The sequence below is a fragment of the Mammaliicoccus sp. N-M50 genome (assembly GCF_022386995.1).
GTDB lineage: Bacteria > Bacillota > Bacilli > Staphylococcales > Staphylococcaceae > Mammaliicoccus > Mammaliicoccus sciuri_A.
This window is the reverse complement of record NZ_JAJNJA010000003.1, coordinates 287,020-303,404: the sequence shown is the minus strand read 5'-3', so window position 1 is coordinate 303,404 and position 16,385 is coordinate 287,020. Positions and strand designations below refer to the sequence as shown.

At 32.5% G+C, this 16,385-nt stretch carries 16 protein-coding genes; 10 read left to right on the top strand and 6 right to left on the bottom strand.

What is annotated here, in order from left to right:
• Nucleotides 1–27 precede the first annotated feature (27 nt).
• From mhqE to LQ622_RS07195, 4 genes are all read left to right on the top strand, one after another.
• Nucleotides 28–990, top strand: coding sequence for a ring-cleaving dioxygenase MhqE (gene mhqE, locus LQ622_RS07210; RefSeq protein ID WP_037559987.1), 963 nt, complete (start codon nt 28–30; stop codon nt 988–990).
• Nucleotides 991–1,010: 20 nt separating this feature from the next.
• Complete coding sequence (locus tag LQ622_RS07205; protein WP_239763430.1) at nt 1,011–1,616, top strand: flavin reductase family protein; 606 nt, start codon at nt 1,011–1,013, stop codon at nt 1,614–1,616.
• 20 nt (nt 1,617–1,636) lie between these two features.
• Nucleotides 1,637–2,227 (top strand): methylhydroquinone degradation carboxylesterase MhqD, encoded by a 591-nt coding sequence (mhqD, locus tag LQ622_RS07200; protein ID WP_126477827.1) that lies wholly within the window; start codon nt 1,637–1,639, stop codon nt 2,225–2,227.
• 594 nt (nt 2,228–2,821) lie between these two features.
• Entirely contained in the window at nt 2,822–3,289 is a 468-nt protein-coding gene (locus tag LQ622_RS07195) for a YehR family lipoprotein (RefSeq protein WP_126477828.1), read from the top strand.
• A gap of 57 nt (nt 3,290–3,346) precedes the next feature.
• Here the strand turns inward: LQ622_RS07195 and LQ622_RS07190 are convergent, their stop codons facing one another.
• Nucleotides 3,347–4,642: a YhgE/Pip domain-containing protein gene (locus LQ622_RS07190; RefSeq protein WP_239774861.1), complete on the bottom strand. Its 1,296-nt coding sequence runs from the start codon at nt 4,640–4,642 to the stop codon at nt 3,347–3,349.
• 159 nt (nt 4,643–4,801) lie between these two features.
• Between LQ622_RS07190 and LQ622_RS07185 the strand changes: the two genes are divergently transcribed.
• Nucleotides 4,802–5,416, top strand: coding sequence for a TetR/AcrR family transcriptional regulator (locus LQ622_RS07185; protein ID WP_227531907.1), 615 nt, complete (start codon nt 4,802–4,804; stop codon nt 5,414–5,416).
• A gap of 483 nt (nt 5,417–5,899) precedes the next feature.
• Here the strand turns inward: LQ622_RS07185 and LQ622_RS07180 are convergent, their stop codons facing one another.
• Nucleotides 5,900–6,466, bottom strand: a complete 567-nt coding sequence (locus tag LQ622_RS07180; protein WP_037589350.1) for an ATP-dependent Clp protease proteolytic subunit — start codon at nt 6,464–6,466, stop codon at nt 5,900–5,902.
• 83 nt (nt 6,467–6,549) lie between these two features.
• Entirely contained in the window at nt 6,550–7,872 is a 1,323-nt protein-coding gene (gene merA, locus LQ622_RS07175; protein ID WP_239774859.1) for a hypothiocyanous acid reductase MerA, read from the bottom strand.
• A 279-nt stretch (nt 7,873–8,151) separates the two neighbouring features.
• On the opposite strand from merA, the gene LQ622_RS07170 reads away from it, so the two are divergent.
• Nucleotides 8,152–9,570, top strand: coding sequence for an MFS transporter (locus LQ622_RS07170; RefSeq protein WP_239774857.1), 1,419 nt, complete (start codon nt 8,152–8,154; stop codon nt 9,568–9,570).
• Between the two features lie 83 nt (nt 9,571–9,653).
• On the opposite strand, the gene LQ622_RS07165 is transcribed toward LQ622_RS07170, so the two are convergent.
• Entirely contained in the window at nt 9,654–10,439 is a 786-nt protein-coding gene (locus LQ622_RS07165; protein WP_239774855.1) for an arylamine N-acetyltransferase family protein, read from the bottom strand.
• 110 nt (nt 10,440–10,549) lie between these two features.
• Here LQ622_RS07165 and LQ622_RS07160 point away from each other — a divergent pair, with 110 nt between their 5' ends.
• Together LQ622_RS07160 and LQ622_RS07155 are read left to right on the top strand one after the other, a co-directional pair.
• Entirely contained in the window at nt 10,550–11,365 is an 816-nt protein-coding gene (locus tag LQ622_RS07160; protein WP_025905726.1) for a metallophosphoesterase, read from the top strand.
• Between the two features lie 42 nt (nt 11,366–11,407).
• Nucleotides 11,408–11,842, top strand: coding sequence for a DUF3995 domain-containing protein (locus LQ622_RS07155; RefSeq protein WP_204258154.1), 435 nt, complete (start codon nt 11,408–11,410; stop codon nt 11,840–11,842).
• A 330-nt stretch (nt 11,843–12,172) separates the two neighbouring features.
• Here the strand turns inward: LQ622_RS07155 and LQ622_RS07150 are convergent, their stop codons facing one another.
• Together LQ622_RS07150 and LQ622_RS07145 are read right to left on the bottom strand one after the other, a co-directional pair.
• Entirely contained in the window at nt 12,173–13,201 is a 1,029-nt protein-coding gene (locus tag LQ622_RS07150) for a siderophore ABC transporter substrate-binding protein (protein ID WP_239774853.1), read from the bottom strand.
• A 13-nt stretch (nt 13,202–13,214) separates the two neighbouring features.
• Entirely contained in the window at nt 13,215–13,919 is a 705-nt protein-coding gene (locus tag LQ622_RS07145) for a DUF5694 domain-containing protein (RefSeq protein WP_239774851.1), read from the bottom strand.
• Nucleotides 13,920–14,062: 143 nt separating this feature from the next.
• Here LQ622_RS07145 and LQ622_RS07140 point away from each other — a divergent pair, with 143 nt between their 5' ends.
• Together LQ622_RS07140 and LQ622_RS07135 are read left to right on the top strand one after the other, a co-directional pair.
• Complete coding sequence (locus tag LQ622_RS07140; RefSeq protein ID WP_227531897.1) at nt 14,063–15,112, top strand: ABC transporter permease; 1,050 nt, start codon at nt 14,063–14,065, stop codon at nt 15,110–15,112.
• Nucleotides 15,113–15,123: 11 nt separating this feature from the next.
• Entirely contained in the window at nt 15,124–15,789 is a 666-nt protein-coding gene (locus LQ622_RS07135; protein ID WP_239763438.1) for an ABC transporter ATP-binding protein, read from the top strand.
• Nucleotides 15,790–16,385 lie beyond the last annotated feature (596 nt).

Below are 16,385 nucleotides of genomic sequence, written 5' to 3'. Positions count from 1 at the left end.
TAAAAATAAAGAAAGAAGGAAACTATAATGAGTAATCCAGAACTTATCGGTATCCATCACGTAACTGCAATGACAAATGATGCAGTAAGAAACTATGAATTTTTCACACAAGTACTAGGTATGCGTTTAGTTAAGAAAACAGTAAACCAAGATGATATATATACGTACCATACATTTTTCGCAGATGATCAAGGGTCTCCAGGTACAGACATGACATTCTTTGATTTTCCAAATAACCCGAAAGGTAGTCGTGGTACAAATTCAATTAGCCGTGCAGCATTTAGAGTGCCAAACGATGCAGCGCTTGAATATTATTTAAATCGCTTTGAAGAATTTGGCGTTAAACATGACGGTATCCAAGATTTATTCGGTAAAAAGGTATTACCTTTTGAAGAAGAAGACGGTCAAAGATATCAATTAATTTCAGATGAATTAAATGAAGGTGTTAAACCAGGTATTCCTTGGAAAAATGGTCCAGTACCTGAAGATAAAGCGATTTATGGATTGGGACCAATTGAAATTACAGTGAGCTATTATGAAGACTTCAAATCTGTATTGAAACAAGTTTACGGTATGAAACCAATTATTGAAGAAGAAAACGTAACATTGTTAGAAGTTGGAGAAGGCGGTAACGGTGGTCAAGTTATTTTGAGAAAAGACGACCAAGGTCCTGAAGCAAGACAAGGTTACGGTGAAGTACATCACGTATCATTCAGATTAAAAGACCATGAAGCGATTAAAGCGTGGGAAGAAAAATATAACGAACTTCGAATTGGTAACTCAGGTAATGTTGATAGATATTATTTTGAAGCGCTATACGCAAGAATTGGTCATATTCTTATAGAAGTATCTACTGATGGACCAGGATTTATGGGAGATGAACCTTATGAAACATTAGGTGAAAGTCTTGCATTACCACCATTCTTAGAAGCAAAACGCGACTACATTGAATCTGAAATTAAAGCTTTTGATACAAGTAGAGAACATTAATGAGAAAAGGTGTGGTTAAGATGAAGGAGATACGACCAGAAGTCTTATCGCAGAAAGAAAACTATAAATTGTTAATAGGATCTATTATTCCTAGACCAATTGCATTAGTCACAACAGAATCAGATGATAACGTACTGAATATAGCACCGTTTAGCTTTTTCAATGTTGTATCTTCAGACCCACCGATTCTTTCTATCGCAGTACAAAGAGTGAATGGTGAAATGAAAGATACTGCACGAAATATCATTCAGAATAAAGAAGCGGTCGTGCATATTGTAGATACAAATAATGTGCGTGATGCGAATCAAACAGCAGCTATGTTAAGTCATGAAGAAAGTGAACTCGAACGTACGAATTTTGAAATAGTAGATTCAGTTGAAGTATCTGTGAAAGGCTTGAAGCAAAGTAAAGTTCGATTTGAAGCGGTGCTATATGATGATATTGTAATTGAAAAAGATGGACAACCTATTTCAGATTTATTACTGCTAGAGGTGAAGTATTATCATTTTGATGAGCGTATTTATGATGATGGTTATATTAATAAAGAAGAGCTTAATGCGGTAAGCAGACTTGCCGGGAATGATTATGCTGAAATTGGACACACATTCACAATCGAAAGACCATAATATGATGGGAGATAGTAAATATGAAACATATATTTAAACAAGGTGCACAAGGTAAACCAGTATTTCTATTACTTCACGGAACAGGTGGAGATGAAAGAGATTTATTACCATTAGCAGAAATGCTTGATCCGACTTATAGTATTTTGAGTGTTAAAGGAGAAGTATCTGAGAATGGTATGGCTAGATATTTCAAAAGACTCGGAGAAGGGCAATATGACTTAGAAGATTTAGAATATAGAGGACAAGAACTGTATCAATTTATAGAAGAATCATCTAAAGAATATGGTTTTAAATTAGAAGATGTTATTCCAGTAGGATTCTCTAATGGTTCTAATATGGCGATTAACCTCATATTAAGAGAACAAACACCATTTCAAAAAGCATTACTCTTTGCACCACTTTATCCATTAGATTTAGAAAATAATCATAAAGATTTATCTCATTTTAATGTCTTTTTATCAATGGGTGCAAGAGATCCAATCGTTACAAACGCACAAAGCGAGCGCGTGATAGAAATATTTAAAGAACGTAACGCAACAGTGACAGAAGCATGGGTTAACAGTCATGAAATTACGCAAGAAGCGGTACTTAAAGCTAAAGAAATATTATAAAAAGAAGACCAGCTCGGGTGAGCTGGTCTTTTCTTGTGTGAGAGGGAGTATGGGTTGGAGTAGGAGTGGCTAACGATCAAGAAACGAAAACAAGATCGTTAGAAATTCTAACGTTCAAGAAAACGAAACAAGATCGTTAGCGCACCAAATCGCAGTTGGAAATGAGTGAAAATACACAAAATGAGCTAGCTAACGATCAAGAATCGAAAACAAGATCGTTAGAAATTCTAACGCTCAAGAAAACGAAACAAGATCGTTAGCGCACCAAATAGCAGGTGGAAAAGAGTAAAAATACACAAAATGAGCTGGCTAACGATCAAGAAACGAAAACAAGATCGTTAGAAATTCTAACGTTCAAGAAAACGAAACAAGATCGTTAGCTAGCGAAATTGACCTAGAATTTGAAAAAATATAAGGAAACCTGAGTGCAAACGTCCAAGAACCAATACAAAAATTTCGTAAAATTAAATATAATAATTATAATACTGACATTTTTCAAATTATTTTTTCTCGGAAAATTGAGATAAATAAACTATATAGTGATATATTAGATTATAGAAATATAACTAAAGGATATGGAAGGTGACGAAGCAAATGAAAATATCTATGAAATTAATGGTTGGTTCTTTATTATGCACGATGATGTTAGTCTTATTATCAGCTTGTGGTAAGGAAGAAACTAAAACTTTTACTGGTGAGCAAAACAGAGCAGATGTTGAAATGACGTATACATATAAAGGGGACAAAGTGTTAAAGCAAACATCTAAAATCACAATTGATTACAAAGATTTTAATATTACTGAAGATAGCCAGAAAGAAGAATTAAAGAAACAGCTTGAGACTGAAAGTAAAAAATTCCAAGATATTAAAGGTGTTAAGGAATCTGTAAAAAGTAACGATAATCAATTAATCGAAAATGTTGAAGTTGATTATGAAAAAGCTGATTTCAAAGAATTAAGAGATAATAATGTTGTTGATATTATTGGAGATACTGATAAAGGCGTAAGCATGAAAAAATCAGAAAAATTTATTAAAGAACAAGGATTCAAAGAGAAAAAATAACATAATAAAAAATCTCATGTGGCACTGAATGATTCAGTCACATGAGATTTTTTTATTTTATGATGGTACTTCTGTTCTTTTTTCGCTATGTTTTCTAAGGATAGCTGCTGATATAGCTGATACACCACCGAAGATGATAAAGCCTATAAACATCCACATTGTACTATTAAGTTCGATATCGTGGTGTAAATACAATAGTCCTCGTAATGTTTCTGCATAATGTCTAAATGGATTCCATCCGATCATATAGTCTTGATAAAATTGTGGCAACATTTGTTTTGGTAACATGATGAGTTGCATACTGAAGAATAACAATACCATAAATAATGGAATAGCTTTGACACCTAACCATGTCATAAATCCTAAGATGAGACTGATGAATGCAAGAATCGCGATTGAAATGTATAAACCGATTTTAGTTGGTTCGTTAATTGTTACATCTAATACGTGCGTCATAAAGTAGATATATCCGAAACCACCGATTAATGCTGTAACAATCGCACCGCCTAATTGACCATGTGAAGCAATAATACGGTCTTTAATTGTGATATTATTACTTGTTCTGAATGAGAAGAATAGAACAACTGAGCCAACTAATGATGCTAACCATACTGGTGTGAACATTAAGAATGGTAAGTTTCCGTTACCTTGATGTGATTTAACAGCGTTCATGTTTGTTTTATCCACTTTAATTGGATTTGTGATACCTTGAATATCTGAAGATGAAACGTCGACATCCATTTTATCTAAAGTTTGGATACCTTGTTTAGAAATTTGTGTATTCAGTTGATCACCGATAGTCGTTAACATTGTATTCGCGAGTTGTGCACCTTGCATACTTGCACCTTCGTTAACGATGATTTCAACTTGTCCTTGTTTAACTTTAACAGGTTCAACTTTGTTTTGTTCTTGCATTTTTTTAGCTTGTTCAGGTGGAATTTGTCCACTTTCGATTTTTTCTTTCATTTGTGACTGCATTTCTTTAATTTTTGCGTCTTGAACTGTCTTTTGAACTTTACTCATAGAATCTTTTGAAAGATTTTCATCTAAAATTAATGCACCATAATATTTGTTGTCTTTGAAGCCTTGTTTTAAATCTTTCTTGCTATCTACATCTACCCATTCAACTTTATCTGATAAATCTTTATTGTCTTTAATTTTATCTGCAAAAGTTTTCCCGATATTGACATCTTTGTCTTGCATTGTTGTACCTTTATCTTGATTCACAATCGCAATTGGGACTGATTTTGGTTCTGGATTATATGCTGGAATAAAAGCAATCGCTAATAATAAAAGTATGACGATTACTAGAATAGGTGTCATCCAAAAAAGTTTCTTTTTGAAAATATTCATATTTTTTCCTCCTTGATTAATGAACATTGTGTTGATTATTAATAACATTGTTTATTATAATAGAAATTAAGTTAGATACAATCGTCAATTACTTACGATACGTTTATTAATCAACAAAAACATAAAAATTGTTCATTAAAATAAGGAGAATGGTTAAAAATGGCAGAAGATCGACGCGTAAGAAAAAGTAAAAGAGCAATTAAACAAGCATTTATCCAGTTATTAAAAGAAAATAACCTTGATCGTATTACGATACAACAAATTTCAGATTTAGCAGATGTTAATAGAGGAACCTTTTATTTAAATTATGAAGATAAATATGCTTTGTTAGATGAAATGGAAAATGAACAAATTGAGAAAATTAAAGGATTTGTAGATATTAGAAAGATGGATTTATCAACTAAGACGAGTGATCGTTTTATTGAAGAATTTGCAAATAAAATTATTAAAAATGTTATTACGCATATTGAGCATAATATGGAATTTTATCAAGTGATCCTAAACTTAGAACGTAAAACTCAAATCGAAGAACAATTAGCAGATATTATAAGAAGTAATATTAAGCATTTAATAGGTAATAAGGATAATGTATTTGGCATTCCAGAAAATTATTACTTAAGTTATGTAGTAGGTTCAATGATGTCGATGATCAAATACTGGGTATCAGATGAAAATCGCGTATCCGTAGAAGAACTCGTAAATTATGTCTCAACGATCGCATCAACAGGACCATTGTCTATTATGAAACGTATGGTAGATGAGAATATTAAGTAATATAGAAGAAAATAATCATGATATGAATATAATTGGTAGATGGTAGAGAATGTACGGGCTTGTGCGCACGAAGACTAAAAAATATCGTGCGATAAGGTACAAAATATGGGTATAACGCACGAAGACTGAGAGATATCGTGCGCTAGGGTACAAAAATAGGGCATAACGCACGAAGACTAAGAGATATCGTGCACTAGGGTACAAAAATAGGGCATAACGCACGAAGACTAAGAGATATCGTGCGATAAGGTACAAAATGGAGGCATAACGCACGAAGACTGAGAGATCTAGTGCGCTAGGGTACAAAATAAGGCTCAATCGCACGAAGACTAAGAGATATCGTGCACTAGGGTACAAAAATAGGGCGTAACGCACGAAGACTGAGAGATATAGTGCAGTTATCCACCCAATACAATCCGTTCACATTATATAAATATAGAGAAGGCAGGGGTAACTATCGCAGCCCCTGCCTTTCATGTTACGTTATTTTATTTCATCACGAGATTTAATGATTTTATTGATAAATCCGTAGTCTTTAGCTTCTTGTGTGCTTAACCAGTAGTCACGGCCAGTATCTTTTTCTACTTTTTCAATATCTTGGCCAGTTTCTCTTGCGATTAATTCATTAATTTTTTGTCTTGTACGAATAATTTCTTTAGCTGTGATTTCCATTTCAACAGATTGACCTTGTACACCGCCAGAAGGCTGATGAATCATGAATCTTGTATTAGGTAAACTGTAGCGGTTTTCTTTTTTACCAGCTAAATAAATAATAACGCCTGCACTTACTACCCAACCAGAACCGATAATATTAACTTCTGGTTTAATGAAATTAATCATATCATGAATGTAATAACCTGAATCTACATGACCACCTTGGCTTGAAATAAATAGATTGATAGGTTCATCACTCATTGCTTCTAATAGTAATAGTTGATTACCGACTTCTTTTGCCACTTTATCATTGATTTCCCCGGTAATAATAACCGTACGTGTTTCTAATAACTTTTCAGTAAGTATATCTTTTTCGTTATGTTTTTCTTCAGACATGAAATCACTCCTATAATGATTGATACTACTATTGTGAACGAGTGCGAATTTGATTTCAAATAATTTGACCTATTTTGACTAAATTAAATATTAAATAAATCGTTAAATGATTCGGCCATCGTAGGGTGAGTATAAATGTTATCTCTTAAAACGGTATATGGAATTTGTTGATCCATTGCAAGTTTCAGAATGTTAATCAATTCTTCAGATTCTTTACCGTAAAGACTTGCACCTAAAATGAGTTTACTATCTGCATCTACAACAACTTTGAATAAACCTCTGTCGTCATGATTGATTTTGTGACGAGGGATATTCTTCACTTCAATTTGTCCCTCTAAAATAGTGTGACCATTTTTCTTAGCTTTACTTGCAGTGTAGCCAATTCTTGAAAGTGGAGGATCTAGAAATACAGTATAAGGCACATAACCTCTATTTTCCGTTGTGCGGTGCTGTTTGCCAACTAAATGGTCTTTAACAATACGGTAATCGTCTAATGAAATGTAAGTAAATTGAGGACCACCTTTAACATCTCCAACTGCATAAATATGGTCTACAGAAGTTTGTAGATGTTCATTGACTTTAATTTCACCTTTATCTCCAAGTTCGATATCTGTATTTTCTAAAGCTAAATCGGTATTAGGCACACGACCAGTCGCAAGTAATACCGCATCACCTGTTATATCACCTTGAGAAGTATGCACGATGGGACGATTATTTTCGGTAGAGAAGGCTGTTACTTCAGCTTCATCAATAAATTCAATATCCTGACTAATGATTTCATCATAAATAAGAGAAGCAATATCTTTATCTTCGGTTACTAATACATGCTTACGTGGATGCACGATTTTAATTTTACTGCCTAATTTTGAAAAGATTGTCGCGAATTCTAATGCAATATAACCAGCTCCAATAATAACAAGCGTTTCAGGTAAGTGATCTAATGCCATAATCCCTTTAGAATCATAAATATTTTCAGTTGTATTAATACCTTCTATATCAGGAATATTTGAACGCGTACCCGTATTAATCACAATCTTATCCGCTTGAATCGTTTCAACCGTTTCATTTTGGTCATTTAAAAGCAACACTGTTTGGTTATCTTTAAAATGCGCTTTATAAGTGTATACTTCGATATTGTCATCAGAATTAAGGTTGTTGAAATTCTTCTTATTTAAAGCAGCAACAACATCTTTCTTACGACTCATCGCTTCACTGAACGGATGATGTTCTAGACTTTCATGGAGCAATGTCTTACTAGGAATACAACCTACATTTATACAAGTACCTCCATACATTTTTGAATCTTGTTCAATAACCGCGACCTTTTGACCTTGCCCTGCAAAATCTTTAGCAAGCGTCTTACCAGCCTTACCAAAACCAATAATCAACATATCAAATCGTTTCATTAACAAAACCTCCAATTGTGATGATTTATATTTAGTATAACGCTTTTAGAAATGTAAATCTGTGCTAAAGATTTCAGAAAAAAATTAAAAAATCTAAAAATTATTCAAGAAATATGAGTAATTTTACAACATTGGGCGACCACTTATGAGGCTAATAAGCTTATATGCTTGTGGTGTTTTTCACAAAAGTGGATACTTAACAAAGTGTAAAATTACAGTTGTGCTTATTTTTCAATATGGTAGTATACATAACTATATTGAAAGGGTGTTTATAAAAACATGAAATTCAACAAGAATAAAATAAATGTTGTAGATATGAAACAAACTAAAAAAAGTGTTTATGCTACAGGTATTGGTAATGCTATGGAATGGTTTGACTTTGGTCTTTATTCTTATTTAGCAATTATCATTAGTAAGAATTTCTTTACATCAGTTGAAAATGATGAACTGAAATTAGTATTTACTTTCGCTACATTTGCGATTGCGTTCTTAATGAGACCACTTGGTGGTATTATATTTGGTAAAATCGGCGATAAACTTGGCCGAAAAACCGTTCTTACAACGACTATCGTATTTATGGCAGCTTCAACGTTATTAATTGGATTATTGCCTACTTATGATCAAATAGGTATTTGGGCGCCAGTCTTATTACTATTAGCGAGAATTATTCAAGGGTTCTCAACTGGTGGGGAATATGCAGGTGCAATGGTATATATTGCAGAATCTTCTCCAGACAATAGAAGAAGTGCTTTAGGTAGTGGATTAGAAATTGGTACTTTAGGTGGCTATATTTTAGCTTCGTTATTAGCAAGTGGATTATTTATTGGTTTATCAGATGCACAAATGCAAGCATGGGGTTGGAGAATTCCATTCATTCTAGGTGCACCACTTGGTTTAGTTGGACTTTATTTAAGAAGACATTTAGATGAAACACCAATTTTTGAAAATGATATTTCTGAGAATGATGAAAAACCAGAACCATTCATTTCAATTATTCAAAATCACAAAAAAGATATTATCGTATGCTTTATAGCAGTTGCGTTCTTTAATATTACAAACTATATGTTACTTTCATATATGCCGTCTTACTTAGACGAAGTAATTGGTATTTCAACTACAGTTAGTACGGTATTGATTACAAGTGTAATGGTTATTATGGTGCCATTAGCATTTATATTCGGTCGTTTAAGTGACAAAATTGGTAACAAAAAAGTTGTGTTATTCGGTACATTTGGTTTAACAGCATTTTCAATGCTAGCGTTCTATTTCATAGGACTTAACCAATTAATGTTTATATCATTAGGTATCTTTATTCTTGGCTTCTTCTTATCAACATATGAAGGTGCAATGCCAAGTTTATTACCAAGTATTTTCTATACAGATGTTCGTTACCGTACATTAGCTGTTACATTTAACGTATCTGTTTCAATATTTGGTGGTACAACACCATTAGTTTCAACATGGTTAGTACATGTCACACAAAATCCATTAGCACCAGCTTATTATTTAACAGCGGTAAGTGTTATAGGATTTGTAACAATACTATTCCTATTTGAAACAACTTCGGGCAAAGCATTAAAAGGATCATATCCAACAGTATCTTCTAAAAAAGATTTCGAACATGCCGTTAAAAATCCTGAAGATGCACTATGGTGGACAGAACAAGAATTACAAAAAGGTAAAGTAAAAACAGATTAATATAGAATATGTAGAAAGCCGGAGACGTTTATGACGTCGCCGGCTTTTTTCTATTAGAGTAATGGAAGAAGAGAGAGCTTTTCTCAACTTTCCAATGTATGAATTGTTTCATCTATTCCGAAATATTTTTTTAATATGGCTTTATATTGATCATGTTTGAAGCTTTCTTTTTGTTTATGATTTTTAGACGTAATGGTTAAATGATCATAAGACATGCTTACTCTACCATATTTTTTAGCCATTGTAATAATTAGTTTCTGAACGAATATTGAATCAGGATTGTGTTCATTATAATCTAAATGTTCTATAAAGAAGTCCCAAGGTCTAATGATTTCATTTGTTAAATAAGATGTGCGCCAAGATTGGTCATCTAACTGTTTTTGAAGATGAATGACACGATCCTCATCTAAAATAGCACGATAATGACCACTAACATCATGAATGACTTGGATATTATCTTGTTCAAAGATTGGAATAGCTTTTGTTGGTAAATCACCAAATCCTACGTCTGCAATATAAGGTTGATCTAAATGTACGATTGTCGACATATGTGAACCGTCTCTACTCCAATTATCATCTGGTGTATGGATCGTTCCTGACACACGATCAACGTTAAAGCCTTTTTCTTTTAAATAATATTGAAAAATCGTATTTAATTCATAACAAAATCCACCGCGATGACGATGAACAATTTTGTTAAATAAATCATCAATATTCACTGATATCGGTTCTTTATTTTGAACGCTAATATTTTCAAAAGGCACAGTGTACATGAATCTTTCGATATAGTGGTTCAAAGTGCGCAAATCTACTTGATTAAAAGATTCTGTATCTATTTTTAAGTAGTCTTCAAATTGTAAAATATTCAACTCAAAACCTCCTATTTAAATCTTAATTCTATTATAAAGGATACATGGGTAGAATATGTTAATATAAAATTGATATACAACGTTATTTTAAAGAAAGCTAGGTCATGCATATGAGAATTGGTACCATTTCAGATTTGCATATTGATAGAAGTAAAGATTACTATCCTCAAGATTTTGAATATATTTTAGCGCAAGAAATTACACATTTGAATTTAGACCTTTTATTAATAGCAGGTGATGTTTCAAATCATTATTTACAAACGATGCAGTTTGTTCAAAATGTTAAGCGTCATTCTAAAGTTGAAGTGCTGTTTATACCAGGCAATCATGATTATTGGAAAAAAGATCAAGAAGAAAAAAGTTCTTATGAAATTTTTGAATATTATAAAGCGCAACCTGAAAGTATTATAGCAAGTCCATATATTGTGAATGAAGATTGGGCGATTGTCGGGCATAGTGGATGGTATGATTATAGCTTTGCAGATCAAAACAAATTTAGTTTGGAAAGGTTAGAACGTAGAAAATATTACGGCTCTACATGGCTAGATAAAGAACATATCGATTGGGGTAAGTCAGACTTAGAAATGTCGCGATTAGCTGCAGAATCCGTGAGAAATGATTTAGAACAGGTGAAAGATAAAAATATTATATTAATGACGCATATTGTGACCAATCGAAAATTTGCTGTACCAATGCCACATAGAATATTTGATTATTTTAATGCATTTATAGGTACATCAGACTTTGATAAGTTCTATGAAGCATACCCAATCAAGTACAGCATTATGGGGCATGTTCATTTCCGTAATATAATAGAAGAAAGTGGTATTCAATATATATGTCCATGTCTCGGTTATCAAAGAGAGTGGCGAACGACTGATTTAGCAACTGAAATTAAAAATACAATACAAGTTATCGAAATATAAAAAATATATCGCAGAAAATTTATGATTATAATAGGTGATTGAATGAAAAAGTATATATCATTATTTATCATAGCAGGAAGTGTGCATGCACTATTTTCATTGTATTGGGGACTTGGTGGAGAAGCGGGTCTCATAACAGTTGGCTCATGGGTCTTCACGTTAAGTGCACAGTTTGGAATATGGATTAATATCGGGCTGTTATTAATAGGTGTGTTTAAATTTTTAGCGACCATCGTGCCATTAACATTAACCAATCATTTTGATAAGAAAATATATATCATATCTTTAATAGGCAGTATTTTTCTAATGATATATGGTGGATTAAACATGATAATTGGCATATTAAAAATGTGTAAAATAATCGAGAGTCATAACTATTTTACAACCTTCGGACAAGCATTCGTGTGGGATCCGCTATTTCTATTGTGGGGAATCGGATTGTTCGGATATATTATGAAAGTGAAACAGAAAAGATAAAGGAAAACGCCACTGGCAGGAGCCAGTGGCATTTTTTGTCGTATAAGATGACGAAGTTTGTATGTTGTAAGGGACAGAATTCCGAGAAATGTCCGTAACGAGTGCTGTAAGGGACAGAATTCTGAGAAATGTCCGTAAGAGAGCGTCCATCTAATTACCAGAATTCGAAATAATGGAAGTTAGAGCATTCTAATTACCAGAATTCAGAATAATGGAAGTTAGAGCATTCTAATTACCAGAATTCAGAATAATGGAAGTTAGAGCATTCTAATTACCAGAATTCCGAATAGTGATAGTTAGCCACAACCTCAACACCACCATCCACACTTATTATTTCTGTTCTTGTAATTTTTTCGCGATTTGTTGTATTTCTTGTATTTGTTTCGTAGTGGATTTAATGCCACCTGATGAGAAGTACCATGATTTTGCATCTAAGTTAATGATGTTATTATTTTTTATGGCATCTACGTCTTTAAGTACGTCGTTTCCTAGTACTTTCTTACTTGTGCCTTTTCCGTCTGTTGCTTCGTCTCTATCCATTGCGAATATGACTTCTGGATCTTTCGAAGCGACATATTCAAAGCTGACGGGTTGGCCGTGTGGATTTGGTTTAACTTTTTTATCTGCTGGTTTAAATCCAAGTTGATCATAAAGTAGGCCACCGAATCTTCCGCCTGGTCCGTAAGTTGATAATTCACCTTGGCTTGTAAGTAGCAGCATGACACTGTTATCTATATTTTTAACTGATTTCTTAGCTTTTTGTTCTTCATTTTTAAGTTGATCTGTAAGTTCTTTAGCTTTCTTTTCTTCTCCAAAAATCTTTCCGAGTTTCGTCGTGTTATCTGATACTGATTTTACGACGGCATTATCATCTGAACCTATATAAAGAAGTGATGCATTAGGGGCAGCTTTTTTAAATTCTTTTAATGTTTCGCTGCTTGCTGTACGGTTTGAAAAGATAATTAAATCTGGGTCGATTTCAGCTATTTTTTCAAAATTTGGTTTCCCTAATTCACCGACATTTGTATATTTATCTTTCGTAAAAGATTTTAATTCTTTAGGTAGCATAGAGTCGCTTGAACCTATTGAAATACCGGCTACATTATTTTCTTTACCGAGTGCTTTAATGATATCTGTTGCACCGTAATCAAATGTAACGACTTTTTTTGGATCTTTCGTGATTTTGACTTTTTCATCTTTCTGTTCTGCATCTCTTCCATCTTTATATTTACCACGTAATTCATATTTTTGATTAACTGTAACTGTTTCTTTCTTGCTGTCTGAATCACTTGTTTCTTTTGATTGACCACATGCTGCTAATAAAAGTGTGATGACCATTAATACAAGTAACTTTTTCATTATGTATGCTCCTTTATTTTAATATATTTATTGATGGAACGACTTTAAATAAACCTGTTGATTCTATCATGAATTTTAAAATTCTGACATGACTCATACCTGTAAAGACAACTGTTCTATCATGATTGAGTGCATTTTTCATGATGTTGTTGGCCATAAATTGATTACGTTCTAACCATTCAAGTGAAAAGGCGATACCTGGACTATCTGCAAGTGAACGAATAGCAAAAACTTGTTCTAAAGGAATGACTGTATCCTGATATTCCGTTAATTGTTCATATAATGATAAATCTTGTCCTTTTTTATTTTGATGACTTTGTTTTGCTTCGTTTAAATGTTGGTATAGTATAGGGTTATCATTTTCAAGGTATTCATCTGCAAATGATGCACGAATCTTACGTGTTTGCATTTGATTGTTGTCGATTGGTATAACAGTTGGTAAATTTAATTTCAATGCGAGTGGTATCGCTAAAAAATGATGTTCGTTCAGTTGAAGCGGTAAATGTTTACGGGATAGTTGATTAAAGTCTTTATCTAATTGATTTTTATTTTTAATATCCCATTCAATTGCGATTAAATCTGGATTGTATTGCTGTAATTTATTCAAAATGACTTTAGCGTCTTCTAAGTATCGTTGATAAGTTTCTAAAAAATATTGATTGCTTTGGTCTAACCGAATATGTGGCGTACCAATGATGCAAATTTCTTTTTGTGCCAATTTGACACCTCCTTAATTGATAATCGTTATCAATTATACATGAACGTTTTTATAAATACAATGCTGCTATTATTTTAAGATAATTAAATAATAATGTTATAATTAAATAATAGAAAATTTAGATTCAGGAAAGGGCTGGAAGTATGTTTTTAGCTTGGAATGAAATGAGACGAAATAAGACGAAGTTTGGTCTAATTATTGGCGTATTAGTTATGATTAGCTATCTTTTATTCTTATTATCAGGGTTAGCAAATGGATTGATGAATATGAATAGAGAAGCAGTCGATTTATGGAAAGCAGATGCGATTGTATTGAATAAAGATGCCAATCAAACAGTTGCACAATCATCTATTAATACAGATGATGTTAAGGGCAAATTTGATAAAAGTGAAGGCTTAAAGCAAACGGCTGTTATTGCTTCAGACGGTAAAAACAAAGAGAATGCGACGGTCTTTGGTATCGATGGAGAAGGTTTCTTAATGCCTAAAATAGAAGACGGCAAACTGTTTGAGAAAGATAATGAAGTCGTTGCAGATCATACTTTAAAAACAAAAGGATTTAAAATCGGGGACACATTAACACTTTCAAATAGTGATGAAGAATTAAAAATTGTCGGTTTCTCAGTAAGTTCTAAATTTAATGCATCACCTGTTTTATTTACAAATAATGAAACGATTGGGAAATTAAATCCGATGTTAAAAGGCGATAAGATTAATGCGCTTGTCGTTAAAGATAAAAATTGGAAAGATGTTGAATTGAATAAAGATTTAGAAGTAGATGACATTGAATCATTTATTACGAAATTACCAGGCTATCAAGCGCAAAATTTAACACTAAACTTTATGATTGTATTCTTATTTGCGATTTCAGCAATGGTTATTGGTATATTCTTATACATTATTACGTTACAAAAGAGAAATTTATTTGGTGTCTTAAAAGCGCAAGGATTAACGAATGGCTTTTTAGCGCGTTCAGTTATGAGCCAAACGATTATTATCGCTTTAATCGGTACATTGATTGGCTTTGGATTAACGGTGTTAACAGGTTCATTCTTACCAGAAGCAGTGCCTATTAAATTTGATTATTTAACAATGTTGTTATACGGTATCGTGCTTATTATCGTCGCAATTTTAGGTAGTTTATTCTCAGTATTAAGTATACGAAAAGTAGAACCATTGAAAGTCATTAGTTAGGAGGCGGAAACATGTTAGCATTTGAGAATGTCACAAAGTCATTTAAAGACGGTAATAGAACGATAGAAGCAGTAAAATCAACCAACTTTAAATTAGAAAAAGGCGAACTAGTCGCCATTATTGGACCATCAGGATCAGGGAAAAGTACGCTATTAACAATGGCAGGTGCCTTGCAATTACCATCAGAAGGTACTGTGTCTTTAAATGGTCAAAATATCAATCAATATAATGAAAAACAATTATCTAAACTTCGATTAAAAGAAATCGGCTTTATACTACAAACGAGTAATTTAATACCATTTTTAACCGTGCAACAACAATTTGAATTACTTAAAAAAGTGAAAAAAGACGTGATGAATGAAGAAGAACATACAAGGTTATTAAAACAACTCGGTTTGGATAAAATCTTAACCCAATTACCAAGTGAAATATCAGGCGGTCAAAAACAAAGAGTGGCTATCGCTAAAGCACTTTACACAAATCCATCGGTTATACTAGCAGACGAACCAACCGCATCATTAGATACAGAAAATGCAATAGAAGTTATGGAAATATTGAGAAGAGAAACAAAAGAATTAAATAAATTATGTATTATCGTAACGCACGATCAAAGACTGACATCATACTGTGATAAAGTATTTAAAATGGTAGACGGTGAGTTGAAAGAAGAAGCATAACGTGGTTGATTAAATAGAAGAATATAGAAGTAAGGATGATAAACAATGTTATAAGGTTTATCATCCTTTTTTTATTTAAAAATATGTAATGAGAAATAAAATTAATGAAAATACTAATAAAAGAATAGATATAAGTAAATTGAATTTTTCTTTTTCCCTAATATCAGCTAAGAAAAATAGAGATAACGATAGTAAAATTAATGATGTGAAAAATTTACTATTTAAATTAGCAAACGCAACTATTAATAATAAGAAGCCCAACAATACACTGATCCAAAATGATATTCTTGTTTTTAAAAAGTTAATTGGTAACACGCTCCTTTATTGTTAAATTCTAATTATAATCTATTAATATCATTAATTTACAAAAAAAGGAAGGTGTACTTGTATAAATAGATTGTATTCATATAATGCTATAAAAGAGAAGGTATTTTATAACGATTTTGTGAAGTGCGGACGCCTGAGGGAATCGTATGCGTGAGAGACTACAGGCTCGAACCATACCCTAGGCAAGCATGCACGAACAAAATCGTAGATTATAAAAATAACAACTCACTTTTACTGAATAAATCAGTCGAATGAGTTGTTATTTATTT

Bases quoted from the DNA above. Each gene is read 5' to 3' on its own strand.
- mhqE (WP_037559987.1), top strand. From the start codon at position 28: ATGAGTAATCCAGAACTTATCGGTATCCATCACGTAACTGCAATGACA.
- LQ622_RS07205 (WP_239763430.1), top strand. From the start codon at position 1,011: ATGAAGGAGATACGACCAGAAGTCTTATCGCAGAAAGAAAACTATAAA.
- mhqD (WP_126477827.1), top strand. From the start codon at position 1,637: ATGAAACATATATTTAAACAAGGTGCACAAGGTAAACCAGTATTTCTA.
- LQ622_RS07195 (WP_126477828.1), top strand. From the start codon at position 2,822: ATGAAAATATCTATGAAATTAATGGTTGGTTCTTTATTATGCACGATG.
- LQ622_RS07190 (WP_239774861.1), bottom strand. From the start codon at position 4,642: ATGAATATTTTCAAAAAGAAACTTTTTTGGATGACACCTATTCTAGTA.
- LQ622_RS07185 (WP_227531907.1), top strand. From the start codon at position 4,802: ATGGCAGAAGATCGACGCGTAAGAAAAAGTAAAAGAGCAATTAAACAA.
- LQ622_RS07180 (WP_037589350.1), bottom strand. From the start codon at position 6,466: ATGTCTGAAGAAAAACATAACGAAAAAGATATACTTACTGAAAAGTTA.
- merA (WP_239774859.1), bottom strand. From the start codon at position 7,872: ATGAAACGATTTGATATGTTGATTATTGGTTTTGGTAAGGCTGGTAAG.
- LQ622_RS07170 (WP_239774857.1), top strand. From the start codon at position 8,152: ATGAAATTCAACAAGAATAAAATAAATGTTGTAGATATGAAACAAACT.
- LQ622_RS07160 (WP_025905726.1), top strand. From the start codon at position 10,550: ATGAGAATTGGTACCATTTCAGATTTGCATATTGATAGAAGTAAAGAT.
- LQ622_RS07155 (WP_204258154.1), top strand. From the start codon at position 11,408: ATGAAAAAGTATATATCATTATTTATCATAGCAGGAAGTGTGCATGCA.
- LQ622_RS07150 (WP_239774853.1), bottom strand. From the start codon at position 13,201: ATGAAAAAGTTACTTGTATTAATGGTCATCACACTTTTATTAGCAGCA.
- LQ622_RS07140 (WP_227531897.1), top strand. From the start codon at position 14,063: ATGTTTTTAGCTTGGAATGAAATGAGACGAAATAAGACGAAGTTTGGT.
- LQ622_RS07135 (WP_239763438.1), top strand. From the start codon at position 15,124: ATGTTAGCATTTGAGAATGTCACAAAGTCATTTAAAGACGGTAATAGA.